At 39.7% G+C, this 18,773-nt stretch carries 23 protein-coding genes; 2 read left to right on the forward strand and 21 right to left on the reverse strand.

The genetic code is table 11. The annotated features are described in order from the left end of the window. Position 1: 1 nt before the first annotated feature. From folD to IEW76_RS15400, 18 genes are all read right to left on the reverse strand, one after another. Positions 2 to 871, reverse strand: a complete 870-nt coding sequence (gene folD, locus IEW76_RS15315) for a bifunctional methylenetetrahydrofolate dehydrogenase/methenyltetrahydrofolate cyclohydrolase FolD (protein WP_188655301.1) — start codon at positions 869 to 871, stop codon at positions 2 to 4. 19 nt (positions 872 to 890) lie between these two features. Beyond that, positions 891 to 1,280 (reverse strand): transcription antitermination factor NusB, encoded by a 390-nt coding sequence (nusB, locus tag IEW76_RS15320; protein WP_188655326.1) that lies wholly within the window; start codon positions 1,278 to 1,280, stop codon positions 891 to 893. 170 nt (positions 1,281 to 1,450) lie between these two features. Then, the gene (locus tag IEW76_RS15325) at positions 1,451 to 2,407 is read right to left on the reverse strand and encodes a nuclease-related domain-containing protein (RefSeq protein ID WP_188655302.1); all 957 of its coding nucleotides are present in this window, start codon (positions 2,405 to 2,407) and stop codon (positions 1,451 to 1,453) included. A gap of 924 nt (positions 2,408 to 3,331) precedes the next feature. Next, positions 3,332 to 3,751 (reverse strand): Asp23/Gls24 family envelope stress response protein, encoded by a 420-nt coding sequence (locus IEW76_RS15330; protein WP_188655303.1) that lies wholly within the window; start codon positions 3,749 to 3,751, stop codon positions 3,332 to 3,334. Between the two features lie 18 nt (positions 3,752 to 3,769). Beyond that, positions 3,770 to 5,125 (reverse strand): acetyl-CoA carboxylase biotin carboxylase subunit, encoded by a 1,356-nt coding sequence (accC, locus tag IEW76_RS15335; protein WP_188655304.1) that lies wholly within the window; start codon positions 5,123 to 5,125, stop codon positions 3,770 to 3,772. A 12-nt stretch (positions 5,126 to 5,137) separates the two neighbouring features. After that, complete coding sequence (gene accB, locus IEW76_RS15340; RefSeq protein ID WP_188655305.1) at positions 5,138 to 5,629, reverse strand: acetyl-CoA carboxylase biotin carboxyl carrier protein; 492 nt, start codon at positions 5,627 to 5,629, stop codon at positions 5,138 to 5,140. Between the two features lie 217 nt (positions 5,630 to 5,846). Continuing rightward, positions 5,847 to 6,428 (reverse strand): SpoIIIAH-like family protein, encoded by a 582-nt coding sequence (locus IEW76_RS15345; protein ID WP_229721262.1) that lies wholly within the window; start codon positions 6,426 to 6,428, stop codon positions 5,847 to 5,849. Positions 6,429 to 6,442: 14 nt separating this feature from the next. Then, entirely contained in the window at positions 6,443 to 7,090 is a 648-nt protein-coding gene (gene spoIIIAG, locus IEW76_RS15350) for a stage III sporulation protein AG (RefSeq protein WP_188655306.1), read from the reverse strand. Then, entirely contained in the window at positions 7,087 to 7,707 is a 621-nt protein-coding gene (gene spoIIIAF / locus IEW76_RS15355; RefSeq protein ID WP_188655307.1) for a stage III sporulation protein AF, read from the reverse strand. Before spoIIIAF ends, spoIIIAG begins: the two co-directional genes overlap by 4 nt. 11 nt (positions 7,708 to 7,718) lie before the next feature. Then, positions 7,719 to 8,888 (reverse strand): stage III sporulation protein AE, encoded by a 1,170-nt coding sequence (spoIIIAE, locus tag IEW76_RS15360; RefSeq protein ID WP_425571827.1) that lies wholly within the window; start codon positions 8,886 to 8,888, stop codon positions 7,719 to 7,721. Between the two features lie 36 nt (positions 8,889 to 8,924). Further along, positions 8,925 to 9,314 (reverse strand): stage III sporulation protein AD, encoded by a 390-nt coding sequence (gene spoIIIAD, locus IEW76_RS15365; protein ID WP_036782067.1) that lies wholly within the window; start codon positions 9,312 to 9,314, stop codon positions 8,925 to 8,927. Between the two features lie 13 nt (positions 9,315 to 9,327). Next, positions 9,328 to 9,534, reverse strand: coding sequence for a stage III sporulation protein AC (gene spoIIIAC / locus IEW76_RS15370; protein WP_036782069.1), 207 nt, complete (start codon positions 9,532 to 9,534; stop codon positions 9,328 to 9,330). Between the two features lie 20 nt (positions 9,535 to 9,554). Next, positions 9,555 to 10,067, reverse strand: coding sequence for a stage III sporulation protein SpoIIIAB (spoIIIAB, locus tag IEW76_RS15375; protein ID WP_036782071.1), 513 nt, complete (start codon positions 10,065 to 10,067; stop codon positions 9,555 to 9,557). Further along, positions 10,012 to 10,989 (reverse strand): stage III sporulation protein AA, encoded by a 978-nt coding sequence (gene spoIIIAA / locus IEW76_RS15380; RefSeq protein WP_188655309.1) that lies wholly within the window; start codon positions 10,987 to 10,989, stop codon positions 10,012 to 10,014. The genes spoIIIAB and spoIIIAA overlap by 56 nt, the downstream gene beginning before the upstream one ends. Before the next feature lie 343 nt (positions 10,990 to 11,332). Next, the gene (gene efp / locus IEW76_RS15385) at positions 11,333 to 11,896 is read right to left on the reverse strand and encodes an elongation factor P (RefSeq protein ID WP_188655310.1); all 564 of its coding nucleotides are present in this window, start codon (positions 11,894 to 11,896) and stop codon (positions 11,333 to 11,335) included. A 25-nt stretch (positions 11,897 to 11,921) separates the two neighbouring features. Beyond that, complete coding sequence (locus tag IEW76_RS15390; RefSeq protein ID WP_188655311.1) at positions 11,922 to 12,986, reverse strand: M24 family metallopeptidase; 1,065 nt, start codon at positions 12,984 to 12,986, stop codon at positions 11,922 to 11,924. A gap of 12 nt (positions 12,987 to 12,998) precedes the next feature. Next, a complete protein-coding gene (gene aroQ, locus IEW76_RS15395; RefSeq protein WP_188655328.1) occupies positions 12,999 to 13,430 on the reverse strand; it encodes a type II 3-dehydroquinate dehydratase in 432 nt (143 codons plus the stop codon). A gap of 84 nt (positions 13,431 to 13,514) precedes the next feature. After that, entirely contained in the window at positions 13,515 to 14,069 is a 555-nt protein-coding gene (locus tag IEW76_RS15400) for a YqhR family membrane protein (protein WP_188655312.1), read from the reverse strand. A gap of 130 nt (positions 14,070 to 14,199) precedes the next feature. On the opposite strand from IEW76_RS15400, the gene IEW76_RS15405 reads away from it, so the two are divergent. Continuing rightward, positions 14,200 to 15,159, forward strand: coding sequence for a DUF1385 domain-containing protein (locus IEW76_RS15405; protein WP_188655313.1), 960 nt, complete (start codon positions 14,200 to 14,202; stop codon positions 15,157 to 15,159). A 33-nt stretch (positions 15,160 to 15,192) separates the two neighbouring features. After that, positions 15,193 to 15,588 (forward strand): SA1362 family protein, encoded by a 396-nt coding sequence (locus IEW76_RS15410; RefSeq protein ID WP_229721263.1) that lies wholly within the window; start codon positions 15,193 to 15,195, stop codon positions 15,586 to 15,588. 20 nt (positions 15,589 to 15,608) lie between these two features. Here the strand turns inward: IEW76_RS15410 and IEW76_RS15415 are convergent, their stop codons facing one another. The 3 genes from IEW76_RS15415 to splB form a co-directional block, all read right to left on the reverse strand. Next, the gene (locus tag IEW76_RS15415) at positions 15,609 to 16,499 is read right to left on the reverse strand and encodes a patatin-like phospholipase family protein (protein WP_188655314.1); all 891 of its coding nucleotides are present in this window, start codon (positions 16,497 to 16,499) and stop codon (positions 15,609 to 15,611) included. A gap of 379 nt (positions 16,500 to 16,878) precedes the next feature. After that, positions 16,879 to 17,313 carry a transcriptional regulator MntR gene (gene mntR, locus IEW76_RS15420; RefSeq protein WP_188655315.1) on the reverse strand — a complete coding sequence of 145 codons (435 nt, stop codon included), beginning with the start codon at positions 17,311 to 17,313 and terminating at the stop codon, positions 16,879 to 16,881. Positions 17,314 to 17,386: 73 nt separating this feature from the next. Further along, positions 17,387 to 18,418: a spore photoproduct lyase gene (gene splB / locus IEW76_RS15425; RefSeq protein ID WP_188655316.1), complete on the reverse strand. Its 1,032-nt coding sequence runs from the start codon at positions 18,416 to 18,418 to the stop codon at positions 17,387 to 17,389. Between the last annotated feature and the right edge of the window lie 355 nt (positions 18,419 to 18,773).

The following is an 18,773-nucleotide window of genomic DNA, read 5'->3' on the forward strand; positions in this document are numbered from 1 at the left end:
GTTAAGAACTCCTTTGAGGAATCTGATTAAGCTGTTTTGCCGCCTGTATTGTATTCTTTAGCAACATTGTAATCGTCATAGGCCCTACACCACGTGGTACAGGTGTAATGTAAGATGCTTTTTCAAGCGCTGATTCAAAATCAACGTCACCAGTAAGACTTCCATCTTCGATACGGTTTACACCTACATCAATTACTACAGCGCCATCTTTAATGTCTTCTCCTGATATAAATCCGGGCTTACCGACAGCCACAATAAGAATATCTGCTTTCTGAGTAAATTCTTTGATGTTTTTCGTACGAGAGTGACAATATGTAACCGTCGCATTTTCATTAAGGAGCATCTGCCCAATAGGCTTGCCCACAATACGGCTGCGACCAAGTACTACTACATGTTTTCCTTCTAGGCTAATTTCTTTCTCTTTGAACATCGTTAAAATGCCAAGTGGAGTACAAGGTAAGAAAGTGTCTTTGCCTGCCATCATACGACCAATGCTTATAGGATGGAATCCATCAACGTCTTTACTTGGAGAAATGGCTTCAATGATCTCATCTTCATTGATATGATCTGGTAATGGTAGCTGCACAAGAATCCCATGAACTTCAGAGTCGTGATTAAGGCGATCCACTAAATCTAACAATTCTTGTTGCGTAACCTCTTCAGGAAGCTCAATAAGATTTGACTCGAGGCCAACTTTCTTTGAAGCTTTGTCCTTACCTCTTACGTAGGATAAAGATGCGGGATCGTTTCCAACAATGACGACCGCTAACCCCGGAACTACCCCTAGTTCGCGGAGATCGGCTACCTCCTTCGTCATTCGCTCTCTGATATCCTCTGCTAATTCTCGTCCATAAATAATTTCTGCTGACATGGAATCCACCCTCTCACATTTAGTCAATCATTTTCTTTAATACACCGTTCACAAAACTACCTGACTTGTCATCGCCAAATGTTTTAGCTAGCTCAATTGCTTCATTAATGGAGACCTTTTCAGGAATATCTTCTTGATATTTCATTTCGTAAACGGCAATACGAATAATTGTTTTCTCAACAGATGCAATACGATTAAACGACCATTTTTCAAGATGACTTGAGATCTGCTCATCGATCACTGCTTGGTTTTCTTTAACACCAAAAACGAGTTGATCCAGGAAGGCGTCATGAACCTGTCCATCTTCTTCCTCTAAAATGTTTTCAATCGCTTCGTTCGCATCCATTTCATTTATGTCCATTTGAAAAAGCGCCTGAAATGCCTTTTCTCTTGCTGTATGACGATTCATCATTCATTCTCCTTTATGTTTCTTTCCGTTAAGAATGATAACACGTAATAATCATAAATGCTATAAATAATAGAACGGCAGCGATTAAAAGCACTATCATAATCTTTTCGGCGTTCGGGGGATTTTATAGGAACAGCATACCCAAAACTATAGAGAGGTAACCGTGGGTGTTATAGGGTGTGCGGGGAGTGATAAAGGAGAGATCTTTTGTGTCCGGAAGTTTGGAGGTTCATTTTGCTGAGGAAGTATTTAGATACTGCTTGGTCATTATGTTGGATGAGTTCTCTGAATGTAGCGTTATTAATTGTCTTATAACCGAGTAGGAAATAGTCTGATATGGTTCTTAAATGAGCATCTGAGGAGAAAAAGTAACATCCAGAACACCTCCACCTTCTTCTCGTCCACTTCATCGGAGACATGAAGCACCTTGGACATTCTACTCCTTTATTTAAATCATCATAATGAATCCCATACTTCTTTAAAACATCTATAGGGCCTAAAGGGGTGTTAGAGTTCAATATAATCTTGTTGATATTCGAAGGTAACGTATTTTCAGAAATATTTTCTGCTTTTAAATTAATGATCTTCTGTTGGAGATTTTCTACATGAGTGATTGTGTGTTGATGAGGGTTTATTTCAGAAGCTTTTAGTACACAAGAGGGGTGGGTCATGACAACGAAGCATTTAATAGGCATAAGAAAATTATTTGAAGAAAACCAATTAGCTAATTGCCTTCGTTGCCTTCCTAATTGAGCTAGAGGGTTAGGTAAACGCTCTTCCCGCCCTTTTAACTTTCTTATGAGCTGATCAAAAGTTGAATCAAATTCGATTATACCTGATATATTCTTCACTTCTAATATGATCGCCTGGTGGTCTGTCAAAATCAAAGTATCGATTTGAAAGGCTTTATTCGTCTCAATCAACCTCACATCATGGAAAACACGATATTGATCTTGAGGTAAGAAGCTTAATGGGTAATCTAACTCCTGCTCCCCCCAAAATCCAGCCTTTCTCATTTTCAGACTTTTTATAATGGTTGGCCGTTTGGGATGACTCTTGGGCAATCTTCTTTCTAACACTTCCTCTTGTCTAATTATAAGAGGAATGCTTCTTTGCTTAACGATCATTTCTCACTCTCCCTTACATGAATATTAAATTACAAGTTCTTTGTCTACATAATTCGACTGAATGACCTGATTTCCTTTTATTGAGTGTTTTCTTTCTAAAAATTTTTTGTTCATCTGATGAGATGTTATGTGGAGAATTCCACTACACAGTTTGGTAAGTTCGGTTGGTTTTTTAAGAACTTCATTCTTACTTTAGTTACTTCTACGCCTTTTTTGGTAACTTCTCTGGCTTTTTTGGTAACTCCTCTTTACCCTTTGGTAACTTCGCTAGCCAGTTTGGTAAATCCTCTGACTTTTCAGGAAATTCATTCTCTCTTTAGTTACTTCTATCCCTTCTTTGGTAACTGCTGTCCCCTTTTTAGTAACTACTCCTCACCCTTTCGTAACTTCGCTCCCCAGTTTGGTAAATCCATTGACTTTTTAAGAACTTCAACCTCTCTTTAGTTACTTCTATTCCTTCTTTGGTAACTGCTGTCCCCTTTTTAGTAACTACTCCTCACCCTTTCGTAACTTCACTCACCTGTTTAGTAAATCCACTGACTTTTTAGGAAATTCATTCTCTCTTTAGTTATTTCTATTCCTTCTTTAGTAACTGCTCTCCCCTTTTTAATAACTACTCCTCACCCTTTCGTAACTTCGCTCACCTGTTTGGTAAATCCACTGGCTTTTTAGGAAATTCATTCTCTCTTTAGTTACTTCTATTCCTTCTTTAGTAACTGCTCTCCCCTTTTTAATAACTACTCCTCACCCTTTCGTAACTTCGCTCACCTGTTTGGTAAATCCACTGACTTTTTAAGAACTTCAACCTCTCTTTAGTTACTTCTATTCCTTCATTAGTAACTGCTCCTCTCTTTCCAGAACTTGCTCTCATACAAAAAAACCACAAAGAAGACTCTGTCTCCTTTGTGGTTCATGGAATCCCTTTTATACGCCTGGGATCTCTTCTTCTTCTTCCTCTAATTCTTCTTTCGTTGGTTCCATTTGGATGCCAACGATGTGAACGTTAATTTCTTTGATTTCAAGGGCTGTCATATTTTTAAGAGCCTGACGTGTGCTGTCTTGAATCTTTTGGGCGGTTTGCGGAATGGAGATTCCAAAGTCCATCACAACATAAATATCAATTACGATACCTTCGTCGGATAGTTCAACTTTAATCCCTTTTCCGTGATTTTTCTTGCCGCCAAGTCGTTCCGCTACACCACTTGCGAAGTTGCCTCGCATGGATGCAACGCCTTCTACTTCTGATGCTGCAATACCGGCAATGACTTCAATAACCTCTGGAGCAATTTCCACTTTACCTAAGCTGGAGTCATCTCCAACGTTTAATAAATGATTTTCACTCATTTTGGTCACTCCTTTGTGTTATTCCTCTTCCATTATAGTATAAGTTTCAAGGAATTTCGTATTAAAATCTCCTCCGCGGAAGACTTCGTGTTCCATCATGCGACGATGGAATGGAATCGTTGTATGAACGCCTTCAATCACAAACTCATCAAGAGCACGCTTCATACGGTCCATCGCCTCTTCGCGCGTGTTACCGTAAGTGATCAACTTCGCAATCATTGAATCATAATAAGGAGGAATCATCCAACCAGGATAGGCTGCGGAGTCAACACGGACACCGAAACCGCCCGGAGGAAGATACATCTCAATTCGACCTGGCGATGGCATGAAGTTTTTGAACGGGTTCTCAGCATTAATACGACATTCAATGGAATGACCCTCGAATTCAATTTGGTCTTGAGAGAATTGGAGCGATTCATTGTTCCCTATGCGAATCATTTCCTTAATCAAGTCAACACCTGTAACCATTTCAGTAACAGGGTGTTCTACCTGTATGCGAGTATTCATCTCCATAAAGTAGAAGCTATTGTTCTTTTGGTCGAAGATGAATTCTACTGTACCCGCTCCAGAATAATTAACGGCTAAAGCTGCCTTAATGGCTGCGTCTCCCATTTCAGCACGAAGGTCTGGTCCTAGTGCCGGAGAAGGTGTTTCTTCGATTAATTTTTGCAAGCGACGTTGCACAGAACAATCGCGTTCACCAAGGTGAATAGCGTTACCATGGTTGTCGGCAATAATTTGAATTTCTACGTGACGGAAATCTTCAATGAATTTCTCTAAATAGACACCAGGATTCCCGAAGGCTTTTTCCGCTTCGTTTTGTGTAACGCGGATTCCCTTTTTCAGTTCTTCTTCATTTCGTGCGACACGGATTCCTTTTCCGCCACCACCAGCTGTTGCTTTAATGATAACTGGATAACCGATTTGCTCAGCTACCTGAAGGCCATGTTCTTCGTCACGAATTAAGCCTTCAGAGCCAGGAACAACTGGCACTCCAGCTTCTTTCATCGTTTCACGGGCAACATCCTTGGTACCCATTTTACGAATGGCTTGAGCGCTTGGTCCGATAAATGTAATATTGCATTCATCGCAGATCTCAGCGAAATCAGGATTCTCAGATAAAAATCCGTAACCCGGGTGAATCGCATCTGATTCTGTTAAAGTCGCTACGCTCATAATATTTGTGAAGTTCAAGTAGCTTTCACTACTCAAGGTTGGTCCAATACAATATGCTTCATCTGCTAATTGAACGTGTAGAGATTCTTTGTCCGCTTCAGAATAGACGGCCACTGTTTCAATGTCCATCTCCTTACAAGCTCGTATAATCCGAACGGCGATCTCTCCACGGTTCGCGATTAAGATTTTCTTGATCACAGTTCCATCCCCTTATTCGGATTTCACTCGGAATAATGGTTGGCCATATTCAACAAGCTGACCATTTTCAACGAGTACTTCTACTATTTTACCATTTACTTCAGCTTCAATCTCGTTAAAGAGCTTCATCGCTTCTACGATACACACAACAGAGTCCTTCGTTACAACGTCTCCGTTTTTAACGAAAGCTTCAGCGTCTGGTGAAGAAGCTTCATAGAATGTTCCTACCATAGGAGAAACAATCTCATGATCGTAATCTACTTTTGTTTCTTGTTGAGGTTCAGGTTTTGGCTCCTCAGCTGCTGGAGTTTGCTGTGCCTGCGGCGCAGGCTGTGCTGGCTGCTCTGTCACAACGGGTTGAGCTGGTGCTGCTGGGCGCTCGATTACCTCTCCTGTATTTTTCTTCATTGATACGGTTGTTCCATTGCTCTCATATGTAAACTCATCGATTGATGATTCATCGATTAATTTAATGAGTTCACGAATTTCTTGTACTTTTAACATATTTTGCGCACCCCTTCTATATTTGAAATGCATATTATTAACTGGTACTAATAACACCTCTTAACATTTTACGACAAAGAGTAGTAAAACTTCAACCTACTAGAAAGCGCTTACTACATCTTTTCTCTATTAGAAAGGGGTTTTCCTCTCCTTTAAATAAAAAATTAGATAGAAAAAAATCAGCTTTCGCACGCATTGGAGTGCGAAAGCTGACTACTTACTTCTCGTTAGGGATGTATTCGACCACAACTGGTACTGGTCCAAATTCATCATATACAATTTGGTGAATTTGACTGACGTCTTGTTTAGACATTTCATCTGCTTTAACCTTTACTAACACTTTTTCATCTTCTGCTCTCACAAACACATCTGGATAGTCTGCCTTTGCTGCAATCGATTGTTGAGCAACCGATTCTTTTGTGCTTAGCTCACGAATCTTATCAATTTCGTTTTTTGCATCGTTAACTTCTTCAGCGGAAACTTCACTAGAAGCCATGATGTTCTCTAACTCTTCGATTTTCTTTGAACGGCTATCCATAATGTCTAATTGCATGGAAGAGAAATATTGATCAGAAGAAAGACTTGATGTAGCAGTTCCTTCCCCTTCTGTTGCAGCCTCTCCTTCTTGAGCTGTTGCATCCCCTTCAGTTGGTGTTCCAGCTGTTTGTTGATCAGCACTTTCTTCATCACCCATGTAAGCGAGTTCCCCTTCTGGTGGAGAAGTCATGTAATACACGCTTAATACAATCATCAAACTCAACATCGTTAGTAACCATACCGTTTGCTTTTTTAACATCATTCTTTCATTCCTCCTTATTTTTTCGGCATTACCGAAATGCGATGTGTAGGAACATCTAATGTTCGTGAAACTGTTTCAACAATCCACTCTTTCACTTTCATGTGATCAGCGCCTTTTGCTACAACCCCGACTCCTCTAACTGATGGTTTATCGGTCCTGATTAGCAAAGGAGCTTCTTGGTCGCCTTGTCTTGTAACCACAATTTGTTCATCTTCAGTAAAGTCTTCAATCTTTCGTTCTCCACCACTCTTATCATTTTCTGTGGTGTGTTGCTTGCTAACGGTTGTATTCTTTTCATAAACTTTTGCTTCAGTAGAATCTAAGTTCACCATAACTTCAACTTCAGAAACGCCTTGAATTTTCTCGAGGAGCTCCTTTAGCTCCTTCTCGTAATACGTTTCCACCTCTGACATCAACATGTCTGCCTCGTCCTTTTTTTGCCCAAACGTTTCTTGTTCATTAGGTTGAACACTCTCTGTTTGGACAGGAGGCGAGACCCCTTCACTACCAGCTTCATCACTTGTGAAGAAGTCTCCAACTAACAGAATAAGTAACCCTAGCAAACCAACCAGAACAACATAAGCTAGTTTAGTAGGCTTTTCTCCATCTGGTGTCTTAAGCTTAAGCAATGAAAAGATGTTATTGAATGGATTTTTCTTCATTGAACCCCTCCTTCCCATTGTAAGATTAGCTGGTCTTCAGGAATGTCCCATGCCGATGATAGATAAGATTTAACAGCATTTAGTGATTTTTTATCTTCCTGATTCTTTGGCTGCTGATTAAGGTCAATGACAATTTCCTCAACCTCATCAGTACCTGCTTCCTGATCACCACTCTCTTTCATAGTGACCGTAAGCGACTTCAACCCCTCTAGATTCATTTCTGCATCTTTTTTAAATTGGAAGGAAAAGTTTTGAATCTCTACGTTATGGTCATTCATCAGCTCCTCCTTCACTTCGTTTTCTAGCTGGACAGCCATCTGTTCTAAAATATATGCACGTTGTGAGGCTTGTATTTCTTTTTTCTTCTCTTCAATTGAATTTTTCATAGATTCGACCTCTGCTTGGTCATTCCACCGGTTCATTTCTTGTGTGAAAAACTGATCCATATTAACATCGAAAAGCTTAAAAACAGGCTGCAAAAATACAAGGATAAGAAGTAACCCTACAACAAGCTTGATGTATTTTCGAAAGGAAGATGCAGGGAGTAAAAGGTCGGTTACAAGAGCCAGCAGTAAAAAGAGAATAATTTGTGTAACCCATTCGGTAATAAAAGCCACCGATTCACCTCCTATCGAACCATCATCGTTAAGTTACTGGCAGCGACCAAAATGACAATTGCTAGGAAGAACATAAACGTTACAACTAGTAGAGCTGCAAAAACAAAGAGGATATGTTTACTAATTGTTTCCATCGATGCTATAACTGGACCACCACCAATCGGTTGCAGTATTGCAGCAGCGAGCTTATAGATAAGCGCAACCGCTAAAACCTTTACAGCTGGAAATAACGCAAGTGCTAATATAATGAGGACACCCACAATCCCGACCGTATTCTTTAGTAAGAGTGAAGCGCTTAATACGGTATCCGTTGCATCTGTAAACATACGTCCTACAACAGGAACGAAATTTCCGGTAACAAATTTTGCTGTTTTCATTGCAACCCCGTCTTGTATAGCTGAAGTCGCTCCTTGGACGGAGATGACACCTAAGAAAATGGTTAGAAATGCTCCAAGTAAACCTAAGCTTGTATTACGTAATAGTTGTGCGAGCTGGGTAACCTTGTACTGCTCATTAATAGTGCTTACAATCATTAATAAAGCTGATAAAAATAATAGTGGTAGCACAACGTTTGAAACGAGTAACCCGCTCGTATGAATAAGAAAAACAATAACAGGATGAAAAAACGATACGGATAACAAGTTACCAAATGTCGCCATTAAGCCAAGCATTAATGGTAAGAGAGCGATCATAAAACTACTCATCATTTCAACAGCATCTTTGGCATAAGAAACCGCTAAATGAAAACTGTTCAGCGCTAGCACTATGAGCACAAGATAAACGACTGCGTAGGCTACTTTACTAACTGTTTGGTTTTCAAATGCGTTTTGTAAAGACTGAAGAATCATGCAAAAGAGGGTTAGGAAGATCAGTGTCCCCAAAAGCTTTCCATTGATCAGGAACTCATAGAATAGATATTTTAAAAGACCTAATACCCAATCTTTAATGGAAAGGGAATCGCGATTTTCCATAAATTCGACGAAGCTTCCTTTCCGAATACCAGGCAAATACCCTCCATATTCATCTACCACCTGGTTCCAGTACGATTGAATCTCTGTAAAAGTAATGGGATCAATTGTTGGGCTTGTCTCCTCAGCCGGGGAGGTTTGAGCTTGTACGGGCTCTGACAGAAACAAGACAACACTACAAGCGAGTATAACGACAACAACTATTTGTTGAATGAGCTTCATTGATGTACAAGCCACCTCCTTAAAAGGTTAAGCTGGAAGAAAGCCTAAAATCGTCTCAATAACAGCGGTCAAAATCGGTATAGCTAACACTAAAATAAAGACTTTCCCAGCCAATTCAATCTTAGAAGCTACTGATCCAAGCCCAGCATCTCTTGTAATCTGAGCACCAAACTCCGCAACGTATGCAATTCCAATAATCTTTAAGATCGTCTCTACGTACATGCCGTTCACATTAGCCTTTTGAGCAATGTATTCAAGCAAAGTAAATACCTCTGCAATTTCACGAATTAGAATGAGAAATATAATAATCCCTGTAAATAAAATGAGAAAAAAAGCAATAGATGACTTCTGTTCTTTTACAATGATCGTTAGCACACTTGCTACAAGGGCAAAGGAAACGATCTGGATAATTTCCATGTCTTCACCTGCCTTATCCTTGGAATAAAAAGACAGACTTAATTTGCTGGAACAATTCTTGCAAGCCATCCATAACGATAAATAACACGATGATAAAGCCAACTAAAGTTGCCCAGTGGGCAATGTCCTCTTTTCCCATTTGTTTTAAAACGGTATGGATCATCGCCACTACGATTCCCACCCCGGCAATCTGGAATAATATATAGGCCTCTCCAATCATGTCTTTAACTCCCTTCACCTTTACATGAAAAGCAATATAATCAATAAACCTGTCAAAAAGCCAAGGCTTTTTACCATTTTGCTATATTTGTACTGCTGTTCTTCAGCTTCTTTTAATTCTCGTTCTAAGTGGGAGATAGCTAGACGGATATGTTTCTGCTGGCCCGTGAAATCATGTTGTCCTAGCGTTTGACCAAACTGCTTCATGATTTCTTTCTCCCCCTCACCAAGGGCACTCAGGGGCCAGAACGATTGTATTCGTTGTTCCCATACGTCGTAGAGAGAAGCGCTGCTTTCTTTTAGTTGCTCGCTAAACTCATAGAAAAACCATGCCATCGGCTCAGGAATCTGTCGTGCCACTTTCTCACACGCTTCAATAACAGGTGAGTGTCCATAAAGAATCTCAGCTTCTAATACTTGTAACGCATTCTTTAGTTGACGAATTTGCTTAGGCCTTTCTGTGAGCCTTCGTGCAAATTCAAATCCTCCCCACGTTGTAGCGCACAGCAGGATTAGTGCTCCGATCCACTTCATATGACACACCCCTCTTTTTTAATGAGAGTAACTGACCATGTTGATCGAGAAGCGTCCTAACAAATCCCGGTTGCCGCTTCTTTTCAAGAATCACAAATCTCTCAAAAACCTCTTGCTCAAACAACGGAGTAAGGGATGGCCTCTTTTGCACAGAATCAAACCGATCCCCGTGGACTGTAGAGATGACTGTAACGCCTGCATATAATGCTTCTAAAAGCGCCTTTACATCTGCTTCACTTCCTATTTCATCTACAATTAGAATCTCCGGGGACATAGAACGGATCATCATCATCATGCCTTCTGCTTTTGGACAGGCATCCATAACGTCTGTTCGTAGCCCCAGATGATGTTGAGGCACTCCGTGAATACTCCCTGCAATTTCAGAACGCTCGTCAATGATCCCAACCTTCTTGGAAGGTATGGAACCTGTTCCCTGGCTCATGATCCGAGCCATATCTCTTAGGAGCGTCGTTTTGCCTGTTTGAGGAGGACCGATTAAAAGAGTATTCGTATACTCACCGTCATAGAGATCTTCTACCAGTGATTGAGCTACCCCTATTTTTTCTTTAGCGATTCGAATATTAAACGAAGCAATATGTCGAATGGCCTTGACAATCCCTTTTTCGGTATTGACTTTCCCCGCTAAACCCACCCGATGGCCCCCAGGGATCGTAATATATCCCTCACGAAGCTCGTCCTCTAATCGATAAATCGAATATTCCCCGAGTTGGTTTAATAAGTAGTTCCCATCTTGCTCACTTGGAATAATAGCTGGGACCAATATACTCTTATCATCATAGATGAGTTCTAATGGCTTAGTGATTCGAAATCGAATCTCCTGAAGACGGGCCCAATCTTCCTCATTAATTTTCTGTAGCTCTGATTGAATATAGGTCGGGAAAAGCCGCAAAATCTCTTTCATAGATCTCCCTCACAATCTTTGCACTTGTTTACTGTAAATTTATGCGTGTCCACCTAATTTATGACCAGAGATAGAAAAATGAGAGAGAGCTCTATCAACTCTGTTTTACTACTTTAAAATAATAGAACATCTCCCTTTTATACCTAGCAAGCGTGGTTAATTCTCCAATATAAAAACGCCTAAGGTATGGAGCCTTAGGCGTTTCATCTAAAACATATCTTTTTTCCATATTCGATTCGTTATATGGAGAAATCGAAGTGGAGTGAATGCTATCGTTATCAGACCCTGAGCATAATCGAATAAAAAAAGCTCTCCGACTGAGTCGGAGAGCCTTGAGTCATTCTTAGTTATTTGAACGGGAAACGTATTTACCATCATCTGTGCTGATTGTAAGAACGTCACCTTCATTAATGAAGAATGGAACTTGTACAGTTAGGCCTGTTTCAAGCGTTGCTGGCTTCGTACCACCGCTTGCTGTATCACCTTTAATGCCTGGTTCTGTTTCTGTAACCTGAAGGTCAACGTTTTTCGGTAATTCAACACCGATTGTTTCCCCTTGATAGAAACGAACTTGAATTTCCATGTTTTCTTTCAGGTAGTTTAACTCGTTTTCGATTTGTTTCGTTTGAAGTTCAACTTGGTCGTACGTGTCTGTGTCCATAAATGTGTGAACGTTATCAGCAGAATAAAGATATTGCATTTTACGGTTTTCAATGTGTGCTTTTTGGACTTTCTCTCCTGCGCGGAACGTTTTCTCTTGGATCGCTCCAGTACGTAAGTTACGAAGTTTAGAGCGCACGAATGCTGCTCCTTTACCTGGCTTAACGTGTTGGAAGTCGATCACTTGCCAGATCCCATTATCTACTTCAACTGTAAGACCTGTCTTAAAATCGTTAACTGAAATCATAATTGAATTTCCTCCCTAAATAAGCTTAAAGCGTAATTAACTCTTTTGAAGAGTGAGATAAACGCTCATTACCTGTCTCGGTTACAACTGTATCATCTTCAATTCTACAGCCACCTACATTTGGAACGTAAATGCCCGGCTCAACTGTTACAACCATTCCAGGTTCAAGCTTTTGCTTGTCGTTTCGGAATGACAAACTAGGTCCTTCATGAACATCTAGTCCAACTCCGTGACCAGTAGAATGACCGAAGTATTGTCCATACCCTTGTTCTTTAATATAATCACGAGTCAAATCGTCGGCTTCTTTACCAGTAATGCCGGCTTTTATTCCATCCATTCCACGCAGCTGTGCTTGTAAAACTGTATCATAGATCTTTTTAAGCTCGTCACTAATCTCACCAACAGCAACTGTTCGTGTAATATCAGAACAATATCCTTTATATAAAGCACCAAAATCTAACGTGACTAATTCTCCAGATTGAATCTCTTTCTCAGAAGCCACACCGTGTGGTAAAGCAGATCGATAACCTGAGGCTACAATAATATCGAATGAAGAAGAAGTTGCACCTTGTTTGCGCATAAAGAATTCTAATTCATTGGATACGTCGATTTCTTTAACTCCTGGCTTTATGTAGGACAGGATATGCTCAAATGCATCATCTGCTATCTTAGTTGCTTCCTTTAATATCTTAATCTCATCATCAGTCTTAATCAAGCGTAATTTTTCTACGATACTTGATGTCGGAACAAATTCCGCTTCTAATACAGATTGATATTGTTCAAACACACTGTAAGTCACATGCTGTTTTTCAAAGCCAAGCTTTTTCAGACCAAGCTCTTTCGCTTGATTTGCTACTTCTTCATGCATAGGTGTTTTATGTTCTACGATTGCGAAGCCTGTAGTTTCATTAGCTGCTTGCTCTGTATAACGGAAGTCCGTAATGAATAGCGCTTTATTCGCTGTGACTAGTACTACTCCAGCTGTTCCTGTAAACCCAGTTACATAACGACGATTACGATCACTTGTAATAAGTAAGCCGTCTAACCCTTGTTCTTCTATACTACTTCTTAATCGTTTCAATGTATCCATATAATCCTCCCCCTAAAATTGTTCTATAAATGTTTGTGCTGCTAGCTTGTACCCGAATGAACCAAGACCTACAATCTGGCCATAGCATACTGGGGCAAGCAGAGATGTGTGACGAAATTCCTCCCGTTTATGAACATTTGATATATGTACTTCAATTACAGGGAGGTCAACTCCTGCAATAGCATCCCTAAGTGCTATGCTCGTGTGCGTATAAGCTCCAGGGTTAAATATGATTCCCACATCTTGCCCTATAAACCCATGAATCTTATCAATCAGTTCCCCTTCATGATTGGATTGGAAAGCTTCAAACTCCCATCCATTTGCCTCTACCATATTTTGAATGGAGGCTTCGATGTCTTGCAAGGTGCCTTTTCCATACACTCCAGGCTCCCGTTTTCCTAATAGGTTTAAATTGGGGCCATTTAATAATAGGATTTTTTTCACCATAAGATCTCCCTTCCTGATTGATTAAGGGAAATATTCCGACTCTTTTTAGGATAACATAGACGATGCAACATTTGGAGTGATTTAGCTAGGCTGGTTGTTTTGCTGATAATCATAAGAAATGGAATACCCGATAAACGTTCCATATAAAATAAATAAACATAAGCTAGTTACAATCGTATCACTATCTAGTTCACCTAACTGCGGCACTGCTGAAAATACAGGTTGGAACAAGAAAAACACTATAAACCAAAGCACTACACCAAAAGCCATTGATGGCCAGAGTCCTTTTGTATTTTTTAATAGGCCGAAATACAGAATAGCGATTAAAAGCGATACGAGACCTACAGCTAATATAGCAATCAGTTCCCCTAGCCAGTTGCTGCTCCATTCATTTTGTACAAAAGAGCGAATGACAAAGCTTCCTGCTGAAACCGAAGAGAAATTAAAGAAATATGCAATTGTACCAACAAAACTCCATAAGACTCCACCCACGAAACCTGTGACTAGTGATTTGCTGATCACAGACATTGGGGGTTCTTTTTGGTTTTGCTCTAATTCAGGATTTTGTTTTTGTTCTTCATTTTGTTTTTCTTCTTGATTCTGTTGTTCTTGATCTTTTTGTTCTTGTTCAGACATCTCCATCACCTCACAGTTTAGCATGACCAAAATCGAATAATTCCATGCTTTTATTTAAGAGGACTAGAGGTGAGCGCATTTTTCTAGTAAAATGAAGGAAATAGATAATCATCAAGAGGATGGTGTGGCAATGAGCGAAAAAACTAAACCAGCTTACGGAGGGCAAGCCGTTATGGAAGGCGTTATGTTTGCTGGCCAAACGAGTTATGTCACGGCTGTTCGTCGAAAAGACGAATCAATTGAATATTTTGAGCTAGAACGGAAAGAATCTAAAATAGAGAAGCGTTTAAAGAAAATTCCATTCATTCGAGGTCTTGTCGCTTTAGTGCAAGCAAGTGCAAATGGAACGAAACACTTAAACTTCTCTAGTGAACGTTACGATGTAGATCCAAAAGACGATGAGACCATTAAGAAGGAAGCAGAGTCTTCTAAACTGGCAATGGCAATTGGAGTCGGAGCTGTAGGTGTCTTATCATTCTTATTTGGAAAATTGATATTTACCTTAACTCCTGCTCTTGTAGCTGAGTTATTCCGTTTTGCTATCCCAGGTAAAACTGGACAGGTTCTATTAGAAGGGTTAATCAAATTTATCTTTCTACTCGCATATATTTACCTTATATCCCTCACTCCTATGATTAAGCGAGTCTTTGAATATCATGGAGCTGAGCATAAGGTGATTAATGCTTATGAAAACGGGAAAGAGTTAACTATTGAAAACGTACAAAATCAATCCCGTCTTCACTATCGATGTGGCTCTAGTTTTATATTGTTCACGGTATTTGTTGGGATTCTGTTTTATTTACTGCCGTTCGTAGCCACGGAACCGATGTGGTGGCGCATGGTAAATCGTATTCTTTTATTACCATTTGTCATCGGCGTCTCATTTGAAGTGTTGCAGCTAACAAACAAAGTGCGAAACGTACCTGGACTTAAAGCACTTGGATACCCTGGTTTATGGTTACAGCTATTAACAACGAAAGAACCTAAAGATGATCAGGTTGACGTTGCGATTCATTCTTTTAAAAAAGTTCTAGAGAATGATAAAAACGCTTCTAAAAGTGGTATACAAGGTAGTAAGGTCATCTCATAATTAAGGATGGAATGCTGAAGGGAGGAAAAAAAGTTGGCTCACAAAATTATTAAACCTCTTACTTATTTTATTATGGCGTTAGCTTTAATTGGTATAGTTGTTCGATTATTTACAGATACGACTAGCTTTTTAATGGATATTCTCGTCACAGTCTTATTTGCAGCAGTCATCATCGGAATTGTTTACTTTATTTTCTCAAGGCGTAATGGTGGGACTTCGAATGAAATGAAGCAATACCGAAAGGCAGCCCGACAATCGAAACAAAAATACAAACAACCGACGACCTCTTCTAGCATAGCGAAAAAAATGAAGCCTTCTACCATTAAATCTAAAGTGAGTAGTAAGAAGCAAAAACAAAGAAAAGAAGCCCCTCACCTTCGTGTGATTGAGGGGAATAAAAGTAAAAAGAAAAATCGAGCTTCCTTCTAGTAGAAGCTCGATTTTTTTCTTTATCCACTCCAATTTCTCAAGAAAGTAGCTGCATGTTTCTCTCCTAGAGAAATTAGTTTATTAATGGAAGCCTCACTTAAATCAAAATCTGTCGTCTCCACATCTTCAACAGGAATGAAAATAATATCTACTGCATCCGCTTTATGAATATACCTCGCATCATGAGCTTGTTTCATGGTTACAAATAAAGCTTGAAACATCTCAATAGCGTTTTTAATCTTACGAGCTGGCAGCTGATCATTTCCATTACTCAGCTTCATACCAAGGATCGGCCTCGTTCGTCGCTCTAAATTTGAGGTGAATACCCAGAGCGGAAAATTACTTAAGAGCCCGCCATCCACAATAAGACTTTTCTTATGATCTTTACTGATCATCGGTTCAGGTATAAAGAAATAAGGAAGCCCTGCACTCATTCTTACGGCTTTCGCTACAGTAAACTCATTTGGAGAAATCCCGTAAACCCTTTCCAAATCATCCGGAATAACTACAATCCTTCCTAAGGTTAAGTCCGAGGCAATCACTTTCAAAGATCCTTCAGGAAGATCTCTAAAGGTATACACCCCTTTTTTCCCCAACATTTCATACACCCATTCCTCAAGTTTCTTACCTTTATATAAACCCATTCGAAAATATAAAAAAAGCCAATTGGAAAAAGGAAACCAAGTTCCTACCTTAGGAGGATCTAATAATTTCTTGAGGTGCAGCTCACGGAATAGATGATGAATTTGCTTACTTTTATAACCAGCAGCAAGAAACGAAGCTATAATAGCACCAGCAGAAGTCCCTGCTACTCGCTCAAATTGATATCCTTTCTGTTCGACAACTTCAATCGCACCTATAAAAGCAATAGCTTTCACACCCCCACCTGAGAAAACGCCGTCAATCTTCATAAGACGTCCCTCCTTCCCCCTTTATGACTATCTATAATCACGAATGACATGTCCTAGACCAGAAACAGTAGCATAAACGCCCTCATTTGTAAGATTGATATCGTCATTCCCCCATGTTTTTAGACGTAGCATGATCCTTTTTGGTCATTGTGAACCGGCTTTCAACATACAGATGCCCTTTTACGTCACTGCTCGTTCAATTTTGGTCATACCTAAGCTCTTATTAGTCATTCCTTCTTACCTTTATGAACAGTTCTTTTTAGCTTTGAGCACTTCGTGAACGCTTTACGACATTGCGACTTATGCTTGAACAGTCTTGTGCTCAAATCTAAGAAACAGACTAATAATTCATAAAAAAAACACCTGAATATTCAGGTGTTTAATCTTCTTTCGCTTGTTCTTCATTTTGTTGTTGAACGAGTCGTAATTGTTCGATGCATTGAGGGTTTTCTTCGAAGAATTGAACTAGATCACCAATGCGATCAATGGAATTCCAGCTCATATGGTGTTCAATTCCCTCTACATCTTCATATATATTCTCTTTATTAACGCCGATAATTTGTAAGAATTGCTCTAATAGCTCGTGACGGTACACTAGCCGTTTGCCAACTTTTTTCCCTTTAGAGGTTAACACAAGTCCCCTATATTTTTCGTAATTCAGATACTGATCTCGGTCTAGCTTTTGTACCATTTTCGTAACAGATGATGGATGGACTTGAAGATTTTCAGCGATATCTGAAACTCGTGCATAGCCTTTATCCTCTATTAGCATATATATTTGTTCAATATAATCTTCCATACTTGGTGTTGGCATAAAAATCCTCCAATTCTGCCTCAGCCTACTGTTAAAAATGATACACTAGATTCCTTTCGATGACAAGATTGTCTTACGTGAAATAACTGATCTTACTATTCGGAAAATATTCGTTAATGTAGGCTTCCATCGTCTTTTTAATATCCTCTTGAGTTTCAGTTGGATAGACGTATTTGCCAATGCCATAACGACCCCATTTATATTTTCGCTCTTCTTCATCCATTTCAAGCTTTGACTTAGGATAACGCTGGAGGATCACGCGCTTAGCTGGCTTTGTGAAGCGATGCTGAATGAGTTCAAATGTTAAATCTTCCTCATCTACAGAAGATCCTTTCAGCTGCTCATGGAGATGCGCAAACATTTTGTGGTACCCTTCTTTCCACGTATCATCATATAAATAGATTGGGGCCACAATAAAACCTAACGGATACCCTGCATCAGCTACTTTTCTGGCTGCTTCTAGTCGCTTATCTAATGAAGAAGTGCCTGGTTCAAAGTTTTTTATGACATAATCAGCATTTATGCTAAAGCGAAAACGTGTGTGACCATTGTGCTCTGCATCTAATAAATGATCTACATGATGGTATTTCGTAACAAAACGAAGGCGTCCCTTTTTCTGATCCCCCATAAATTCAATGGTCTTCTTTAATGAGTGAGTTAGGTGATCAATTCCCACGATATCTGACGTACACGCGGCTTCAAAACGGGTTGGTTCATCACGTTCTAAGATGTATTGATGAGCCTGATCAAAGATCTCTTCTAAATTAACGTATGTTCTGATATATGGCTTTTTGCCAAGAGTGGTTTGTAAATAACAGTAATGACAGTGACCCATACAGCCTGTCGCTAAGGGAATTGCATATTCTGCTGAAGGCTTAGAGGTATCAAATTTAAGTGTCTTCCTAACTCCTAGGACGAACGTATTCTTAGCGTTAGCATACTGTCGTAATTCATTATCTCCTGGAATTCCTCGCACTTGGTTATGGGAAGTTGTCTCTCTTATCTCAATCCCTTGGTCCTTGAACTTCTGATAGAGATCTTGTGCTAACTTATACTCCATCGCTCGTGGTTCCACGTATACAAGTTTAGGCATAAATGGTTTCATACAGTTCACTCCTTTATGCCTTAGTATCACCAACTCTTGTGAGGTATTGCTGGTAATGAATGTATCTTAAATGACTTTTTTAATGTTGTTATTACAACTATTTGTTCAAGAACAAGGCAGGTTCAAACAGAGACACTTTGTTGAGTGTGGGCCCGTTACGTTTATTGAGTGATAGGGATGTCTTGGGAATGGCTCGCTTTCCGCAGGCGAGCTGTCGAGCCTCCTCACTCACTATGAAGTGGACCCTTGTTTTTGGTCATAATCAAAAACAGGAGGTGCGATGGTGAATACTATTACATCAGCTATGAAACAAGACATCGCGGTACGCTATTTGAGTGAAATGACGACTTATAAA

This window comes from Pontibacillus salipaludis (assembly GCF_014642405.1).
GTDB lineage: Bacteria > Bacillota > Bacilli > Bacillales > BH030062 > Pontibacillus > Pontibacillus salipaludis.